The organism is Catenulispora sp. EB89 (genome assembly GCF_041261445.1).
Classification (GTDB): domain Bacteria; phylum Actinomycetota; class Actinomycetes; order Streptomycetales; family Catenulisporaceae; genus Catenulispora.
This window is the reverse complement of sequence record NZ_JBGCCU010000025.1, coordinates 111,482-127,847: the sequence shown is the minus strand read 5'-3', so window position 1 is coordinate 127,847 and position 16,366 is coordinate 111,482. Positions and strand designations below refer to the sequence as shown.

Genomic DNA, 16,366 nt, shown 5'->3' with positions numbered 1-16,366 from the left:
CGCTATGCGCCCGGCCTACTCTGCCCTAACCGCGCGCAGGACCGCACCCTTGGCCGTGGCCTGGGCGTTGAGGTCGTCCTGGAAGGCGCGCATGGCGCCGAGCAGTTCCAGGTCGTGGGACGCCAGGATCCGGGCGGCGAGCAGGCCGGCGTTGCGGGCGCCGCCCACGGATACCGTCGCGACCGGGACGCCGGCCGGCATCTGCACGATCGACAGCAGCGAGTCCATGCCGTCCAGGTACTTCAGCGGGACCGGGACGCCGATCACCGGCAGCGGGGTGACCGAGGCGAGCATGCCGGGCAGGTGGGCCGCGCCGCCGGCGCCGGCGATGATCACCTTCAGACCGCGGCCGGCCGCCTTCTCGCCGTAGGCGATCATCTCGCGGGGCATGCGGTGCGCCGAGACCACGTCCGCCTCGTAGGGGATGCCGAACTCCTCCAGCGCCTCGGCCGCCAGCTTCATCACCGGCCAGTCGGAGTCCGAACCCATGACGACGCCCACCAGGGGCGCGGCGGCCGGCTCACTCATCGATCTCTCCTCGCAGGTAAGCGGCCGCGTGCCGGGCGCGCTCGACGGTGTCCTCGAACGACCTGCCGGCCAGACCCAGGACGTTCACGTGCCCGATCTTGCGGCCCGGCTTCACAGCCTTGCCGTACATGTGCACCTTGACCCCGGGGTCGTGCGCCATGACGTGCTTGTACGCCGGGTAGACCTCGGGCAGGTCCAGGCCCAGCACGTTCGCCATCACCACCACCGGCGCGACCGGCTTCACCTGGCCCAGCGGCAGGTCCAGCACGGCGCGCAGGTGCTGCTCGAACTGGCCGGTGACCGCGCCGTCCATGCTCCAGTGCCCGGAGTTGTGCGGCCGCATCGCCAGCTCGTTGATCAGCACCGCGCCGTCGGCGGTCTCGAACATCTCCACCGCCAGCATCCCGGTGACGCCGAGCTCCTTGGCGACGGTCAGCGCGATCCGCTGCGCGTCCAGCGCCGCCTCCTCGGACAGCCCCGGGGCCGGCACGTACACCTCCCGGCAGATGCCGTCGATCTGCAGCGACTCGACCACCGGGTAGGCCGCGGCCTGACCGTGCGGGGAACGCGCGACCTGGGCCGACAGCTCGCGGACGAACGGCACCTTGGCCTCGGCCAGCAGGCGCACGCCGCGCTCGGCGGCGCCGGCCAGCACTTCCCGCGCCGCGGCCAGGTCGTCGACCACCCACACGCCGCGGCCGTCGTAGCCGCCGCGGGTGGCCTTCAACACGTAGGGGAAGCCGACCGTGGCGCCGAAGTCGGCGAGGTCGTCCTCGGTGGCGATCAGGGCCCACTCGGGGCACGGCAGCCCCAGCGCCGACAGCCGCTGCCGCATCAGGCCCTTGTCCTGCGCGTAGACCAGCGCGTCGGGGCCCGGGCGGACGGCGACGCCGGCGGCCTCGAGCTCGTGCAGGAAGTCGGTGGGGACGTGCTCGTGGTCGAAGGTCAGCACGTCGCAGCCGAGGGCGAAGGCCTTCAGCGCCTCGAAGTCGTGGTGGTCGCCGAGCACGGTACCCGGCGTGACCTGGGCCGCCGGATCATCGGGACGCTGCGCCAAGACCCGCAACTCGACCCCGAGGCCGATCGCGGCCTGCTGCATCATGCGCGCCAACTGGCCGCCGCCGACGACTCCTACCACCGGAAAGCTCACCACCTGAGTCTAAGGCGGGAGCGGTGGCGCCTTTGACGCGGCCTGCGCCGATTCGGTTGCACGCCTGGACGCGATTGGTGGCGGAAATCCTGCCAAACTCCACGAATGGGTGCGGCCCAATGTCACAGCTACGTCGCGATGAGTAGATTTAACGGAGGTTTCCCGTTCAGCTGTCGAAGCGGCCCAGATAGGGACGGTACCCTCGGGTCGCTAGGAGAAAACCGATGGAAGACAGGTGGCAGGCGTGACGGTCGTGCGTTCTCTGTACAACCGCTTCGAACACCTCGTCCACGAGCTGTCGAAGTTCGGCGTCGTGGGCGCGGCAGCCCTCTTGGTCAACATCGCCGTGCTGAACGGGATGCTGCTCGCCGTCAAGGACAAGCAGATCGTCGCCACCATCGTCTCCACCGTGGTGGCCACCTGCGTTGCGTACGTCGGCAACCGCTACTGGACGTACAAGGACCGCGACAAGATCGACCGCCACCGGGAGATGCTTTTCTTCTTCCTGATCAACGGCGTCGCCGCGGTCATCGAGGTGATGTTCGTCTTCATCGCCAAGTACGGCCTGGGCGAGGACAGCACGCTGGCGGTCAATGTCGCCAAGTACGTCTTCGGTATGCCGGTCGGAATGCTGTTCCGCCTGTACTGCTACCGGACCTTCGTCTTCCCCGAGGGCGCGGAGCCCGAGGTCGTCCCGGCCGCGGCCAGCGCGCCGCTGTACCCGGTCGGCCAGCCGGCGCAGAACGGCTACCCGGCGCTCGCCCCGCAGGCGCACGTCCAGCAGGCGCACGTCCACCAGCGCCCCATCCCGGAGACCGCAGGCCGCTGAGTACGCTCCGGTCTCTCGCGTAGATAATCCTCCTGTGCTCGTTGCCAAGGTCGTTTCGACAGTCCGCAAGCTGTACGCCGAGATGCTCAAGTTCGGCGTGGTCGGCGCGATCGGAGTGGCCTCCGACATCGGCTGTTCGAACCTGTTGTGGAAGTACACCGGTCTGAGCCACACCGTCGCCTCCGTCGGCGGCACCTGTGCGGCCACCGTCACCGCCTACATCGGCAACCGCTACTGGGTCTTCCGCGACCGGCCGGCCGACGCCCGCCGCCGCGAGATGGCGATGTTCGCGCTGATCAGCCTGATAGGCCTGATCATCGAGAACAGCTTCGTGTTCGTCGGGGACCGGGTACTGGGCTTCCACAGCATCGCCGCGGCCAACGTCGCGAAGTTCGTGCTGGGCCTGCCGATCGCCGGAGCGTTCCGGTTCACGACCTCGCATCTGTTCGTCTTCCCCGAAGCCGCCGGGACTCCTGCGGGCTCCGCGCCGGGCGACGGCGACGACGCCCTCCCCAACCAGGGCGCCGACCCCGACGACGGCTTCAGCGCGCAATCACCGACAGCGGCGAGTGCTCCGTGAGGAACACGGCGAACACCGCCGGCCGCTGAAGCACCAGGTTCAGCCGGCCGCCGTCGGCCTCGGCCAGCTCCCGCGCCACCGCCAGGCCCAGCCCGGTGGACCCGCGGGAGGAGGCGCCGCGCTCGAACAGCTTCGCCTCCAGGTCCGGGGCTATGCCGTCGCCCTCGTCGCCGACCTCGATCACCACCGAGCCGCCGACCGCGCGGGTGTGCACGGTGACCGTGCCCGCGCCGTGGATCAGTGAGTTCTCCAACAGCGTGGACAGGATCTGGGAGAACGCCCCGGGCGTGGCCATGGCCATCAGCCGCCGCTCGCCGGAGACCACGATCCCGCGGCGCATCGACTGGTAGGCCGGGCGCCACTCGTGGACCTGCTGGCGGATCACGGTGTCCACCTCGATCGGCACCGCCAGGTCCGAGCGGCGGTGCGTGCGCACCGTGGTCAGCAGCCGCTGCACCACGTCGGTCAGCCGCTCCACCTGGGACAGCGCCACCTCGGCCTCGTCGCGCACGGTCTGCGGGTCGTCGGCCAGCGTGATGATCTCCTCCAGCCGCATGGACAGCGCGGCCAGCGGGGTGCGCAGCTCGTGCGAGGCCTCGGCGGCCAGCCGGCGCTCCGAGCCCAGCATCGTGGAGATCCGGTCCGCCGAGCTGTCGATGACCTCGGCGACCCGGTCCAGCTCGCTGATGCCGTACCGGCGGTGCCGGGGCCGCGGGTCGCCGGAGCCCAGCCGCTCGGCGGTGGCCGCCAGCTCCTCCAGCGGCTTGGTCAGGCGGCGGGCCTGCAGGTAGGCCAGGCCCGTGGCGGCCACCAGCACGGCCAGCGCCACGCCGCCGATCAGGTACATCGAGCTGCGGATCTGCTGGTCGGCCGGCTCGCGCGGGGCCTGCACGGTGACGTGCACGCCGACGTTGCGCAGCACGTTGTCCTCGTTGAAGGTGGCGGTGAAGGTCGGCGCGCCCGGGGCGATCGCGGAGGCGTTGACCTGCATCGGGCTCTGCCCGTCGACGTTGATGGTGGCGGTGTGGTCGGCGGCGACCATCTGCTGCATGTTCGAGACGTAGTTGCCCAGCGGCCCGGAGTTGGTGCCGTCCAGGCTGGCCTTGCTGACCTGCATCGACACCGTCCGGGCGAGCATGCGGGCCTCGGTGGCCAGCACGGTCTTGGTGCTGGTGTCGACCGAGCGCACCTCCAGCACGGCCAGCGGCACGCCGAGCAGGATGACGACCATCATCACCACGAGGAACGTGGAGGAGACCAGGCGGCGGCGCACAGCAGGCGGGCCCGCGCGCTAACCGCGCTCGAAGCGGAAGCCGACGCCCCGCACCGTGGTGATGAACCGGGGGCGCGAGGCCTCGTCGCCGAGCTTCTTGCGCAGCCAGGAGATGTGCATGTCCAGGGTCTTGGTGGAGGACCACCAGGTGGTGTCCCAGACCTCGCGCATCAGCTGGTCGCGGGTGACCACCCGGCCGACCTCCCGGACCAGCACCCGCAGCAGGTCGAACTCCTTGGCGGTCAGGTTCAGCTCCTGGTCGCCCAGGTAGGCGCGGTGGGACTCGATGTCTATCCGCACCCCGTGCACGCCGTTGCCCAGGTCCGGGGTGCCGCGCCGGAGCAGCGCGCGGACCCGGGCCAGCAGTTCGGCCAGCCGGAACGGCTTGGTGACGTAGTCGTCGGCGCCGGCGTCCAGACCGACCACGGTGTCAACCTCGTCGGCGCGGGCTGTCAGCACCAGCACCGGGAAGGTGTGGCCGTCGGCGCGCAGCCGGCGGCAGACCTCCAGGCCGTCCATGCCGGGCAGGCCGAGGTCGAGAACCACCAGGTCGACGCCGCTCTGCCCGGCCAGCAGGGCCCCGGGACCGTCGGCGCGGACGGTGACCTCGTAGCCCTCACGTCGAAGCGCCCGCGCCAGCGGTTCGGAAATGGCGGCGTCGTCCTCGGCGAGCAGTACTCGGGTCATGAGTGTGATGGTAATCGGGGTGGACCTGCTGTCGCTCCCCCATCCGGAGCATTGTCTGTAATGCTGGGATCTGGTCCGGGAAGCACCGAACGCATGACGACCCACAACGTTCCGTCCCCCGCCCAGGGCCTGCCGCCGCAGGATGAGGACCGAGCGTTCTTCGGTCACCCCAAGGGTCTGCAGACACTGTTCGCCACCGAGTTCTGGGAGCGGTACAGCTTCTACGGCATGCGCGGGCTGCTGGTGCTGTTCCTCACGGACACCGCGGCCCACCACGGCCTGGGGCTCTCCCAGGAGGCCGGGAACAGCTTCTACGGCATCTACAACAGCCTCGTCTACCTGATGGCGGTGCCCGGCGGCTGGATCGCCGACCGGATCTGGGGCGCCAGACGCTCGGTGCTGTGGGGCGGCATCATCATCGCGCTGGGCCACTATGTGATGGCCGTCCCGACCTCGGCGACGGCGTTCCTCGGGCTGGGGCTCATCGTGCTCGGCACCGGTCTGCTCAAGCCGAACATCTCCGCGCAGGTCGGCGGGCTCTACCACGAGCACGACAAGCGGCGGGACGCCGGCTTCACGGTGTTCTACATGGCGATCAACATGGGCGCCTTCCTGGCGCCGCTGACCGCCGGCTGGATCGGCCAGCACATCAACTACCACCTGGGCTTCGGGTGCGCGGCGATCGGCATGACGTTCGCGGTGGTCTGGTACATCGTGGAGGGCAAGCACCTGGGCACCGTGGGGCTGCGGCCGCCGAAGCCGATCACACCGCCGGAGCTGCGGCGGTCGCTGAAGGCCGGCGCGGTGATCGTGGCCATCGTGCTGGCGATCGTGCTGGGCTGGATGGCGATCACCGAGTGGTCGGTCTCGGCCTTCGCCGACGGGCTGGCCGCACCGATCATCGCCACGCCGTTCGTGTACTTCGGGTACATGTTCAGCCGCGGCGGGCTGTCGGCCGGGGAGCGGCCGAAGCTGCTGGCGTTCGTCGCCTTCTTCATCGGCGCGACGGTGTTCTGGATGATCTACGACCAGTCCGGCAGCCAGCTGAACCTGTTCGCCGCCGACAAGACGGACCTGCACATCTTCGGCTGGGAGATGCCCTCGGTCTGGCTCCAGTCCGCGAACCCCTTCTACATCATGGTGTTCGCGCCGATCTTCGCCTGGATGTGGCAGCGGCTCGGCGACCGGGCCCCGCGCACCTCGGTGAAGTTCGCGATCGCGCTGGTGGTGATCGGCTGCTCGTTCTTCGTGATGAGCATCGCGGGCAAGGACGCCACGCCGACGCACCGGGTGTCGATCGCCTTCCTGGCGGTCGCCTACCTGCTGCAGACGATCGGGGAACTGTGCCTGTCGCCGGTCGGCCTGTCGGTGACCACGCAGCTGGCGCCGCCGAGGTTCGCCGGGCAGATGCTGGGGCTGTGGTTCCTGGCCACGGCCACCGGCAACGCGCTGAACGTGTACGTCACCAAGCTCAGCACCACGATGAGCGACTTCAGCTACTTCCTGTCGCTGGGGCTCGTGGCGGCGGTCATCGGGGTGCTGGTGTTCGCGGCCGCGCCGGTCATCAACCGGCTGATGGGGGACGTGCGGTAGCGGCCCGCCGCAACCCTGTGAACTCGGCAGTAACCTGCGATCACAACCTGTTGTCGCCTCGCACGGGGTGCCACCGAACCAATACGCTCTTGACCCATGGCGGACATAGCGGTGGTGGGGCCTGGCGCTATCGGTTCGGTCGCGGCGCTTGCGGCGCAGCAGACGGGGCGGCATTCCGTCACGCTGTGCGCACGGCGCGATCCCGGGGCACTGCGCGTGGTCGACGACGTCTCGGGGACCGCGACGGATCTGGAAGCCCCGGTCCTGACCTCCCCGGCGGAGGTGGCCGGGCCGGCCGAGTGGGTGCTGCTGGCGGTGAAGGCGCACCAGACCGACGGCGCCGCCGGATACCTGGACGCGCTGTGCAAGCCGACCACGACGGTCGTGGCGCTGCAGAACGGCGTGGAGCACGTGGAGCGGGTCGCGCCGTACGCGAACGACGCGCACGTGCTGCCGGCCATCGTCTGGATCAGCGCCGAGCCGACGGGGCCCGGCGAGATCACGGTCCGCAACAACATCTCCTCGGTGATCCAGGTCCCGGCGGGCCCGGACGGCGAGGAGTTCGCGCGGCTGCTGGAGGGGGCGCCGGCGGTCGAGATCGAGCTGGTCGCGGACTTCACCACCGCGGCCTGGCGCAAGCTGACCACGAACGCGATCGCCGGCGTGATGGCGGCCACCGGCCGCCGCGCGGCGATCTACCAGCGCCCCGACATCAGGGAGCTGGTTCTGGCGCTGGCACAGGAGACGCTGGCGGTGGCCCGGGCCGAGGGCGCGGCGCTGCCGGAGAGCGAGGCCGAGGCGCTGGTCGGCATCTTCGAGCGGATGGACCCGGACATCGGGTCCTCGATCCTGTTCGACCGGCTCGCGGGCCGGGAACTGGAGTGGGACGCGCGCAACGGGGTGGTTCGCCGTCTGGGGCGGCGGCACGGGATCCCGACGCCGGTGTCCGACGTTCTGGTCCCGCTGCTCGCCGCCGCCTCAGACGGCTGACGCACCCTTCCTGGTTCCGCCCCGGCGGGCCGGTGGGGGGTTCGGCCGCGGGTCGGTCTTGCGGCCGCCCGGGTCCGGCGCCGACGCTCAGGACTGCAAGCGCCGACGGTCGGATGTGGGGTCCCGGGCCACCTGGTCGGTACGTCAGTACCAGTTGTGGGCCTGCCAGAAGGCCCACGCGGCGCACGGCGAGCCGTAGCGGCCGGTCATGTACGACAGCGCCCACTTGATCTGGACCAGGGCGCTGTTGCGCCACTCCGAGCCCATCGAGGCCATCTTGTAGCCGGGCAGTGCCTGGCCCAGGCCGTAGGCGCCGGAGGACGGGTTGGTGGCGTGGACGTCCCAGCTCGACTCGCGCTCGATGATGTCCGAGAAGCAGAGGAACTGGCCGGACGGCACGATCTGCTCGGCCATCGCCTTGGCCTGCGCCGGCGTGGCGTTGTAGCCCATGTCGGTGCCGGAGCCGGAGGAGCTGGACGAGGTCGGCGTCGTCGTCGTGGTCTTCGGCGGCGTCGGCGTGCTCGTCGAGGTCTTCGTCGGCAGCGGGATCGGCGACTTGGTGGTCGTCGGCGCCGGCGGCGTGGTGCTGGTCGTCGACGTCGAGGTGGGCGCCGGCGGCGTGCTGCTCGACGTGCTCGACGTGGCGGCCGACGTCGGCGCCTGGGACGTGCTCGGCGCGGCGGACGAGCTCTGCGTCAGGCTGGGGCGCGCCAGGTCGCGGTTCGCGGCGGTGCTCGACCGGACCGCCAGCGCGTTCGCGGCGGCGATCGCGGCGGAGGTGTTGGCGTCCCCCGAGGACGCGGCCTCCGCGCTGTTGCGAAGCCCGTCCTGATGCATGTGGAACGCGGTGGCGACGCCTCCGCTGACGGCCAGGACACTCGTCACCGCGGCCGCGGTCTTGACCTTGCCCTTGGCGTGGGTCATCGCCCCGGGCTTGGCGTGGCTGGCTACGTGTCTGCCGGAGCCGGAGCCGGATATGCCGGACAAGAGAGGCCTTCCGCCGAACTTCGCCTCCTGTGCGCGGGGTGTGTGGGGTGTTCGTTTCGAACGCCCGCGCGAGGCCTGTCGGGAGAGCAATCTGCCGGAGGTCACGGTCCGGTCTCAATGGAGACGGCCCGAAGATGACCGGGACTTTGCCGAGTCTTGGCACTACACAGCGGAGCGGTAAGGCATGCGCAGAGTGGCCACCATGGCCTTCACCAGCAACGTTCCCGGGCTCGCGCACGCGGCGGACGCACGTGCAGACGGTCGGGCATCGGCGCGATGCAAGTGGGGGGTGTGGAAGCTGAATGGGGTTTGAGAGAGCGGGTAAAGCTGGCTAAAAATGTGCGTGTGTCCGCTGGGCACCACGCAACGCCGCTTCGCGCGGTCGGGGGATGGGGAGCGAGTGGACGTCTCGGTTTTCGACGGGCTCGCTTATGGGGACAGCGGCCAGCGTTTGGATGCTTACGTTCCTGAGGGTCGGCCGGAGTCGTGTCCCATTGTGTTGTTGTGGCACGGGAGGGGGCCGGACGAACGCGACGTTCTTGCTCCGCTGGCCAGGGCGGTCGCTTCGCTGGGCGCCGTGTGCTTCGTGCCGGACTGGCGACCCGATGCCGAGGACGGCGGGCGGACACACCTGCGTGAGTCAGCGCTCTTCGTTCGGCAGCACGGGGCCGACTTCAACGGGGACGTCACACGGATCACGCTGGCCGGATGGTCGCTGGGCGGGAAGACCGCAGTGGCCGTCGCTCTGGATGACGCGGCGCTGGATGGCTGGAGGCCCCGCACCGTTGTCGCCATCGCCGGCAGGTACACGAGCCCGGATCCGCTGACCGGCCGGGCGGCTCTGGAGCGGCTGGCCGAGGACGACGCGCTCGCCTCGCCGATTCCCGTCCAGGTGGTTCACGGCACCGCCGATTCGCTCGTCGACGTCGAGCAAGCCCGCCGCCTGCACACAGCGCTGCGACAGCGAGGCTGGCCGACCACCCTCAGCGAGCTCGACACGGACCACGCCGGCGTGGTGATGACCGTGTACGACCCGGAGGCGCACCGCTGTCTGCCGGCTCGGGACGAGCGCGTGCTGCGCGCGGGGAACGAGACGGCGCGGGTCGTCGCTCAGGCATGACCGTCGTGGAGGTAGCCGGCACTGCCGTCGGCCAGCGCGGCGGCACACGCACGGAGGCGACGCGCCAACAATGGCATGAGCAAAGCCTCCTGCTGGGACGCGTCCGCGAGGCGCCACTCGGCGAGTTCCGATTGCTGGAGCACGACATTGGCGGCCAGCCAGTCTTCTGAGACGAGCCCGCCGTCGAAGACGAAGTTGGCGAGCGGCGGCCGACCGTCCGGCAGCGCCGGAACCCAGTCCACGACGAGCAGGCGGCCCGGAACGCGGTCAATACCCAGCTCCTCCAACACCTCGCGGCGCGCGGTCTCCCAGGGGTGCTCGCCGGGGTCCAGCGCGCCGCCGGGGATCTCCCAAGTGTCGGTGCAGTAGGTCGGACGGACGAGGAGGATGCGGCCGGCGGTGTCGTGGAAGACGACGCCGGCGCCGGCGATGTTCTTGGGCAGGCGGGCGTAGTGCTCGGCCGGGGGCAGGAACTCGGTCATCGCAGAACCCTACGACCGACATGTATATAGCTACATAGCTAGCTACTGGTGTCGCAGAGCCCTACACTTCAACTCATGCCGCAACAACTGCGTCTCACCAGGACCACCCGCGCGGTTCTGCAGGTTCTGTGCGACGGCTTCGAGGACGACCTCTGGGGGCTGCGTATCTGCCACCTGACCCGGCTACCGTCAGGCACGGTCTATCCCCTGCTCACCCGGCTGGACGATCTGGGCTGGGTGGAGGCCCGGTGGGAGGACATCGGCGTAGGTGCCGAACGCAGTACCGGGCCCCGCCGCCGTTTCTATCGGCTGTCGCCCGACGGACTGATCCAGGCCCGCGCCGCCCTGACCACCGAGTCCACGAAGTTCACGTTGATCTCACTGATCCGGCCCACTCCGGCAACGGGAAGTGCGTGATGCTCGGAATCGGTTGGGGAATGATGGTCTATGGCGTCCCGCTCGCACAGGCCACCGACGAGCAGATGCACTTCATGTCGATGGCGAAGAGCTCAGCGGTGACCGATGCGGCATTGTTCGCTACGTCGTTGACACTGGAAGTCGACGGTGTCCGATTCGCCGTGGGGCACCGGGTCGCTCACTACCCGATCAACGCGATGGCGCCGTCCGAAGTGGTTCTGGCTGTGTTCGGTGTCTGGTTTCCCAGTCGGCAGCGTCGCAGAGCTCCTGCTGGCTTCCACCACCTCCTCTACATCACGGACATGCGGATTCTGCTCGTGCTGAATGCGTCCCCATGGCCCATGAGACCTGATGTGGCCGGGAACACAACGCTGGGTAGAGCGAGCGCCACTCTGGCTGATATCGCGTCAAGAATCGCCGGGCCGTATTACGTCTGGACAGCGGAAGCTTGGCAGGCGGAACTGGAGGTTGGGCCGGTAGGCGCGGAAGCTCCGATGTCCGCCATCGGAAAGCTGCGGTTCGCGCTCGACTTGCTGCTGATCACGGCGCCGCGCCTCCGACTGGCCTCGGTGGCGTGCGTGACTGGCAGCATGGTCCGAATGCTGTGGCTCAGAGCACTGTATTCAAATGCCGCTACAGGCATAGTCGTGGGCGGGGTCCTGGGTTGGGCAGCGGTGGTCTTCCGGGCGGAGTCCGGCAGCGCTACCGCCGCGACCTTCTTGACCACCGCTGTTCCCTCTGCGGCGTGGGGCGTGCGGTGGCTGCGTGCCCACAACACCCCACCGCGCCGCAACGACGACTGAGCCGGCCTCGTCGAGGCATCCAGCTTGATAGGAGTGGCCGACACCGTCCCGAAGTGACGACATCGGCCACGTACCCACCCCTACACCAAAGACTCCCGCCAAGCCTGGTGCAGCCCCGCGAAGCGCCCGGTCCCGGCAGCCAGCAGGGCGCCGGGCTCGCCGTCCTCGACGATGCGGCCGTCCTCCATCACCAGTACCCGGTCGGCGATCTCGACGGTCGAGAGGCGGTGCGCGATGATCAGTGCCGTGCGGTCGGCCAGGATGGTGCGCAGTGCGCGCTGGACCATGCGCTCGCTGGGGACGTCCAGGGAGCTCGTGGCCTCGTCCAGGACCAGGACCGCCGGGTCGGCGATGAAGGCTCGGGCGAAGGCGACGAGTTGGCGCTGGCCCGCGGACAGGCGTCCGCCGCGCTTCTTCACGTCCGTGTCGTAGCCGTCCGGCAGGGCCGTGATGAACTCGTGGGCGCCGATGGCCTTGGCCGCCGCCTCGATCTCCTCGCGGGTGGCGTCGGGGCGGCCGAAGGCGATGTTGTCCGCGACCGAGCCGGCGAACAGGAAGTTCTCCTGCGTCACCATCACCACCGCGCGGCGGAGGTCGGCGTCGGCCAGGTCGCGGACGTCCACGCCGTCGACGCGGACGGCGCCGTCCTGCGGGTCGTAGAAGCGGCACAGCAGGCGCGCGAGGGTGGACTTGCCCGCGCCGGTCGCGCCGACCAGGGCCAGGGTCTGGCCGGCCGGGACCTGGAGGTTCAGCAGCGGCAGGATCACCTTGCCGCCGGTGCCGATGTCCTCACCCTCAGCCCCGGCCCCGGCCCCGACCCCGGTCCCGGCCTCGGCGCCGGACGCCGAGGTCTCGTCCGACTCGCGCTTGGGGTAGGCGAAGGTCACGCCGTCGAACGAGACCCGGCCGGCCAGCGGCGAGGGCAGCGGCTTCGGCTCGGCCGGCTCCGGCAGCTCGTTGGCCTCGGCCAGGACGCCGGACAGCTTCTCCAGCGCGGCCGTTCCGCTCTGGAAGGAGTTGTAGAACATCGCGATGTCCTCCAGCGGGTTGAAGAACCGCCGCAGGTACAGCACGAAGCCCACCAGCACGCCGATCTGGATGTTCCCGTCCATCACCCGCAGCCCGCCGTAGACCACCACGGCCGCCGTGGTGAACGCCGCGATGGTCTTCATCCCGGGGATGAAGATCGCCAGCAGGTTCATCGCGCGCGCGTTGGCCCGGCGGTAGTCGTCGTTCAGCTGCCGGAAGATCTCCTCGTTGCGCGGCTCGCGGCGGAACGCCTTCACCGCGCGGATCCCGTTGCAGGTCTCCACGAAGTGCACGATCAGCGCCGCGATCGTCTCGCGCGTCCGGCGGTAGGCGACCGCCGAGTGCGTCGAGAACCACCGCATCAGCAGCAGCATGGCCGGGAACGCCAGCCCCACCACGAGCGCCAGCGGCACGTCCAGCACCGCCATCATGATGCCGATCGCCGACACCGTCAGCAGTGCGTCCAGCAGCCCGTCCAGGCCGTTGTCGATCAGGTCGTTCAGCGCGTCCGGGTCCGAGGTCAGCCGGCTGATCACGCGCCCGGAGGTGTAGTTCTCGTGGAACGCCAGCGGCAGCGCCTGGAACTTGCTGAACACCATGCGGCGCAGGTTCAGCAGCATGGTCTGGCCGATGCGCCCGACCTTGTTCAGGAAGATCGCGCGCAGCCCCGACGCCAGCACGGCGGAGACCACCATCAGCACGAACACCCAGATGATCGGCGTCCAGTCCCCGCGCCGCAGCGCCGGGATGCCGCGGTCGATGCCGATGGAGACCAGGTAGGGCCCGGCCATGTTGAAGACGGTCTGCACCAGCACCATTCCGGTGCAGAACAGCAGCTCTCTGCGATGCGGCCGGACCAGCTCGCCGAGCAGCCGCCGGCTCCGCGCCCGCAGCCGGATGCCCCGCTTGTCCGGCAGGTCGTCCTGCTTCTCGACGGCGACGCCGCGCCAGTCGGTGGTCGTCGTGGTCATCGGGACGCCTCCACGAGTTCGCTGTCGGAGGTGTCGGGCTCGGACTCCGCCGCCGCGTCGGCCAGATCAGAAGTCTGCGAAAGGATGTCGCGGTACGCCGGACACGTCTGCAACAGCTCGTGGTGCGTCCCGACGGCCGCGATGGCCGTGCCCTCCGGCCCCGGCGGCGAGAGCAGCACCACCCGGTCGGCCAGCAGCACCGTGGACGGCCGGTGCGCGACCACCAGGCCGGTGGTGCCGCGCAGCACGCTGTGCAGCGCCTCCTCGACCTTGCCCTCGGTGTGGATGTCCAGCGCGGACAGCGGGTCGTCCAGCACCAGGATCGAGGGCCGGCCCAGCACCGCGCGGGCCAGCGCGACGCGCTGCCGCTGCCCGCCGGACAGCGTCAGCCCCTGCTCCCCCACCCGGGTGTCCAGGGCCCAGGGCAGGTCGTTGACGAACCCGGCCTGCGCGACCCCGATCGCCTCGTCGACCTGCTCCCCGGTGGCGTCCGGGAGGCCCATGGTGAGGTTCTCGCGCACCGAGGCGGAGAACAGCGTCGGGTCCTCGAAGGCGCACGCGACCTTGCTGCGCAGCTCGGCCAGCGGCAGGTCGCGCACGTCGACGCCGTCGACCAGCACCCGCCCGGCGGTGGCGTCGTACAGCCGCGGCACCAGCGCGGTCAGCGTGGTCTTGCCGCAGCCGGTGGGGCCGACCAGGGCGACCGTCTCGCCGGGGGCGACGCGCAGGTCGAACCCGGAGATGACCGGCCGGTCGGAGTTCGGGTAGCTGAAGCTGACGTTCTCGAAGACCAGCTCGCCGGCACTGGCGGGTCGCGGGCGCTGTGTGGTCTCCGCGTCGGCGATGGTCGGCACGATGTCCAGCACTTCCAGAACGCGCTCGGCCGCCGAGTTCGCCTCCTGGCTCTGCGCCATCAGCCAGGCCATGGACTCGATCGGCCACAGCAGCGTCAGGTACAGCGAGATGAACGCGACCAGCGTGCCCAGGGACAGCACGCCGGAGGACACCGCGTAGGCGCCGATCAGCACGCACAGCGAGAGCACCACCTGCGGCTGCAGGGCGAAGACCGCCCAGAGCTCCGACAGGGTCCTGATCTTCGTGAGCTCCAGCGTGCGCAGCGTCTGCGCGCGCTCGTCGAAGCGGCCGAACAGCAGGCCCTGGCGGCCGAAGGCCTTGACCGCGCGGATGCCCAGCGCGGACTCCTCGACCAGGGTGGCGACGTCGCCGGCCTGGTCCTGCGCGGCGCGGGACTGGCGGTGATAGCGGCGGTCGGCGAGCCGGCCGTAGAGGATCAGCGGGATCGCCGCGGCGTAGATGATCAGGCCCATCACCGGGTGGATGAAGACCAGGGCGCCGCCGACGAGCAGGAAGGTGGCGCCGTTGACCACCAGGAAGATCAACGCGAAGCCGAAGAACCGGCGCAGGCTGTTGATGTCGCCGGACATGCGGGAGACGAGCTGACCGGACTGCCAGGAGTCGTGGAAGGCCACCGGCAGCTTCTGCAGGTGGCGGAAGAAGGCGTTCCGGATGTCGGCCTCGATGCCGAGGGCGGCGCGTTGCAGGAACCACCGGCGGAGCCAGAACAGCGTGGCTTCGGCGATGCCGAACAGGAGGACAAGGCCGCCCAGTGGCCACAGGGCCGCCTTGTCGTGGTGCGCGATCGGCCCGTCGATGAGATCTTTGGTCAGCAGCGGCACGGCGACGCCGACCAGGGTGGCCCCGAGCGCGGACAGGGTCATCAGGACCATCTGGCCGCGGTAGGGCCGGACGAAGGGGGCCAGGCGGCGCAGCGAGACGAACGCGCCGCGCCTGGGTTCGTCGGGAAGCTCTGTACTGTCTGGAATCTTGGGTTTACTGGTGACAGGTTCTGCTGGCGTCGACTCCATAGGTCGGATGGTAGAGAATGCCCGTGACACTTCTCACCTGGTTTTTAAGCGGGAATGTCAGTGGTGGAAAATCACTTGCCTATTACCGGGGCAACCTGGGATCCTAAGGCTTGGGGACGAGTGTGGGTGAGGCCCGTGAGTAGGGTGACGGCACGACGGCGTGTGGTGCGGCTGGACGGCACCGAGAACGCCGACGGTACGGCCGGTCCGGTCCGCCGCCGCGGCGGCGAGGAGCACCTGGCCGCCGAGGAGCCGCTGGAGATGCGCATCGGCGGACGGCCGTTCACGGTGACCATGCGGACCCCCGGCGACGACTTCGACCTGGTGGCCGGGCACCTGACGGCCGAGGGCGTGCTGGCCGCGCCGGACGACGTGGTCCGCATGAAGTTCTGCTCGGCCGACAACGGCTGTTCCTCCACGGCGTACGTCGACGGCGAGGCGTCGCTGGCGTTCGCCGACGGCGACCCGCTGAACATCGTGGACGTGACCCTGGCCCCCGGCGTGGAGCTGCCCGAGGAGCGGCTGCGCCGGTCGTCGTACGTGACCAGCGCCTGCGGGGTGTGCGGGAAGACGTCGATCGACGCCGTGCACGCGGCGGTGCGCTGGCCGGTCGCGCACGACGACGTGAAGATCCCGGCCACGACCCTGTTCACGCTGCCGGACCGAATGCGCGAGGCCCAGAAGATCTTCGCCAAGACCGGCGGGCTCCACGCGGCGGCCCTGTTCACCGCCGACGGCGAGCTGGTGTGCCTGCGCGAGGACGTCGGCCGCCACAACGCGGTCGACAAGGTCCTCGGCTGGGCGCTGCGCGCCGGCCGGCTGCCGCTGCGCGAGCACGTGCTGGCGGTGAGCGGCCGGGCCTCGTTCGAGCTGGTGCAGAAGGCGGTGGCCGGCGGGATCCCGGTGCTGGCCGCGGTGTCGGCGCCGTCGTCGCTGGCGGTGAGCCTGGCGGCGGAGTCGGGGCTGACGCTGGTCGGGTTCCTGCGGGGGCGGACGGCGAACGTCTACTGCGGGGCGGAGCGGATTATCGGCTGAGGTGCG

16 protein-coding genes are annotated in these 16,366 nt (G+C 70.1%); 8 read left to right on the top strand and 8 right to left on the bottom strand.

Annotated elements, in window-relative coordinates; genetic code table 11:
- Positions 1–15: 15 nt before the first annotated feature.
- Both purE and ABH920_RS38775 read right to left on the bottom strand, forming a co-directional pair.
- Complete coding sequence (gene purE / locus ABH920_RS38780) at positions 16–528, bottom strand: 5-(carboxyamino)imidazole ribonucleotide mutase (protein ID WP_370354287.1); 513 nt, start codon at positions 526–528, stop codon at positions 16–18.
- Entirely contained in the window at positions 521–1,678 is a 1,158-nt protein-coding gene (locus tag ABH920_RS38775; protein WP_370354286.1) for a 5-(carboxyamino)imidazole ribonucleotide synthase, read from the bottom strand. Before ABH920_RS38775 ends, purE begins: the two co-directional genes overlap by 8 nt.
- Positions 1,679–1,922: 244 nt before the next feature.
- On the opposite strand from ABH920_RS38775, the gene ABH920_RS38770 reads away from it, so the two are divergent.
- A complete protein-coding gene (locus ABH920_RS38770; protein WP_370354285.1) occupies positions 1,923–2,507 on the top strand; it encodes a GtrA family protein in 585 nt (194 codons plus the stop codon).
- Between the two features lie 34 nt (positions 2,508–2,541).
- Entirely contained in the window at positions 2,542–3,087 is a 546-nt protein-coding gene (locus ABH920_RS38765) for a GtrA family protein (protein WP_370354284.1), read from the top strand.
- On the opposite strand, the gene ABH920_RS38760 is transcribed toward ABH920_RS38765, so the two are convergent.
- Complete coding sequence (locus ABH920_RS38760; RefSeq protein WP_370354283.1) at positions 3,050–4,360, bottom strand: sensor histidine kinase; 1,311 nt, start codon at positions 4,358–4,360, stop codon at positions 3,050–3,052. The genes ABH920_RS38765 and ABH920_RS38760 overlap by 38 nt on opposite strands.
- 18 nt (positions 4,361–4,378) lie before the next feature.
- Positions 4,379–5,047, bottom strand: a complete 669-nt coding sequence (locus ABH920_RS38755; protein ID WP_012785064.1) for a response regulator transcription factor — start codon at positions 5,045–5,047, stop codon at positions 4,379–4,381.
- 93 nt (positions 5,048–5,140) lie between these two features.
- On the opposite strand from ABH920_RS38755, the gene ABH920_RS38750 reads away from it, so the two are divergent.
- Together ABH920_RS38750 and ABH920_RS38745 are read left to right on the top strand one after the other, a co-directional pair.
- Positions 5,141–6,640: a peptide MFS transporter gene (locus ABH920_RS38750; protein ID WP_370354282.1), complete on the top strand. Its 1,500-nt coding sequence runs from the start codon at positions 5,141–5,143 to the stop codon at positions 6,638–6,640.
- A 96-nt stretch (positions 6,641–6,736) separates the two neighbouring features.
- Complete coding sequence (locus tag ABH920_RS38745; protein ID WP_370354281.1) at positions 6,737–7,630, top strand: 2-dehydropantoate 2-reductase; 894 nt, start codon at positions 6,737–6,739, stop codon at positions 7,628–7,630.
- A 144-nt stretch (positions 7,631–7,774) separates the two neighbouring features.
- On the opposite strand, the gene ABH920_RS38740 is transcribed toward ABH920_RS38745, so the two are convergent.
- Positions 7,775–8,617 carry a hypothetical protein gene (locus ABH920_RS38740; RefSeq protein ID WP_370354280.1) on the bottom strand — a complete coding sequence of 281 codons (843 nt, stop codon included), beginning with the start codon at positions 8,615–8,617 and terminating at the stop codon, positions 7,775–7,777.
- A gap of 586 nt (positions 8,618–9,203) precedes the next feature.
- Here ABH920_RS38740 and ABH920_RS38735 point away from each other — a divergent pair.
- Positions 9,204–9,737, top strand: coding sequence for an alpha/beta hydrolase (locus ABH920_RS38735; RefSeq protein ID WP_370354279.1), 534 nt, complete (start codon positions 9,204–9,206; stop codon positions 9,735–9,737).
- Here the strand turns inward: ABH920_RS38735 and ABH920_RS38730 are convergent.
- On the bottom strand, positions 9,728–10,219 hold the full coding sequence (locus ABH920_RS38730; protein WP_370354278.1) for an NUDIX domain-containing protein: 492 nt from the start codon (positions 10,217–10,219) through the stop codon (positions 9,728–9,730). The two genes, ABH920_RS38735 and ABH920_RS38730, sit on opposite strands and share 10 nt — an antisense overlap.
- Positions 10,220–10,294: 75 nt before the next feature.
- On the opposite strand from ABH920_RS38730, the gene ABH920_RS38725 reads away from it, so the two are divergent.
- Entirely contained in the window at positions 10,295–10,636 is a 342-nt protein-coding gene (locus tag ABH920_RS38725) for a PadR family transcriptional regulator (RefSeq protein WP_370354277.1), read from the top strand.
- Positions 10,633–11,439: a hypothetical protein gene (locus ABH920_RS38720; protein ID WP_370354276.1), complete on the top strand. Its 807-nt coding sequence runs from the start codon at positions 10,633–10,635 to the stop codon at positions 11,437–11,439. Before ABH920_RS38725 ends, ABH920_RS38720 begins: the two co-directional genes overlap by 4 nt.
- A gap of 80 nt (positions 11,440–11,519) precedes the next feature.
- Here the strand turns inward: ABH920_RS38720 and ABH920_RS38715 are convergent, their stop codons facing one another.
- Together ABH920_RS38715 and ABH920_RS38710 are read right to left on the bottom strand one after the other, a co-directional pair.
- The gene (locus tag ABH920_RS38715) at positions 11,520–13,439 is read right to left on the bottom strand and encodes an ABC transporter ATP-binding protein (protein ID WP_370354275.1); all 1,920 of its coding nucleotides are present in this window, start codon (positions 13,437–13,439) and stop codon (positions 11,520–11,522) included.
- Positions 13,436–15,325, bottom strand: a complete 1,890-nt coding sequence (locus tag ABH920_RS38710; protein WP_370354274.1) for an ABC transporter ATP-binding protein — start codon at positions 15,323–15,325, stop codon at positions 13,436–13,438. Before ABH920_RS38710 ends, ABH920_RS38715 begins: the two co-directional genes overlap by 4 nt.
- Positions 15,326–15,460: 135 nt before the next feature.
- Here ABH920_RS38710 and fdhD point away from each other — a divergent pair, with 135 nt between their 5' ends.
- On the top strand, positions 15,461–16,360 hold the full coding sequence (gene fdhD / locus ABH920_RS38705) for a formate dehydrogenase accessory sulfurtransferase FdhD (RefSeq protein ID WP_370354273.1): 900 nt from the start codon (positions 15,461–15,463) through the stop codon (positions 16,358–16,360).
- Positions 16,361–16,366 lie beyond the last annotated feature (6 nt).

Excerpts from the sequence above, each read along its gene's own strand:
- purE (WP_370354287.1), bottom strand. The coding sequence starts at position 528 with ATGAGTGAGCCGGCCGCCGCGCCCCTGGTGGGCGTCGTCATGGGTTCG.
- ABH920_RS38755 (WP_012785064.1), bottom strand. The coding sequence starts at position 5,047 with ATGACCCGAGTACTGCTCGCCGAGGACGACGCCGCCATTTCCGAACCG.
- ABH920_RS38750 (WP_370354282.1), top strand. The coding sequence starts at position 5,141 with ATGACGACCCACAACGTTCCGTCCCCCGCCCAGGGCCTGCCGCCGCAG.
- ABH920_RS38745 (WP_370354281.1), top strand. The coding sequence starts at position 6,737 with ATGGCGGACATAGCGGTGGTGGGGCCTGGCGCTATCGGTTCGGTCGCG.
- ABH920_RS38730 (WP_370354278.1), bottom strand. The coding sequence starts at position 10,219 with ATGACCGAGTTCCTGCCCCCGGCCGAGCACTACGCCCGCCTGCCCAAG.
- ABH920_RS38725 (WP_370354277.1), top strand. The coding sequence starts at position 10,295 with ATGCCGCAACAACTGCGTCTCACCAGGACCACCCGCGCGGTTCTGCAG.
- ABH920_RS38715 (WP_370354275.1), bottom strand. The coding sequence starts at position 13,439 with ATGACCACGACGACCACCGACTGGCGCGGCGTCGCCGTCGAGAAGCAG.
- ABH920_RS38710 (WP_370354274.1), bottom strand. The coding sequence starts at position 15,325 with ATGGAGTCGACGCCAGCAGAACCTGTCACCAGTAAACCCAAGATTCCA.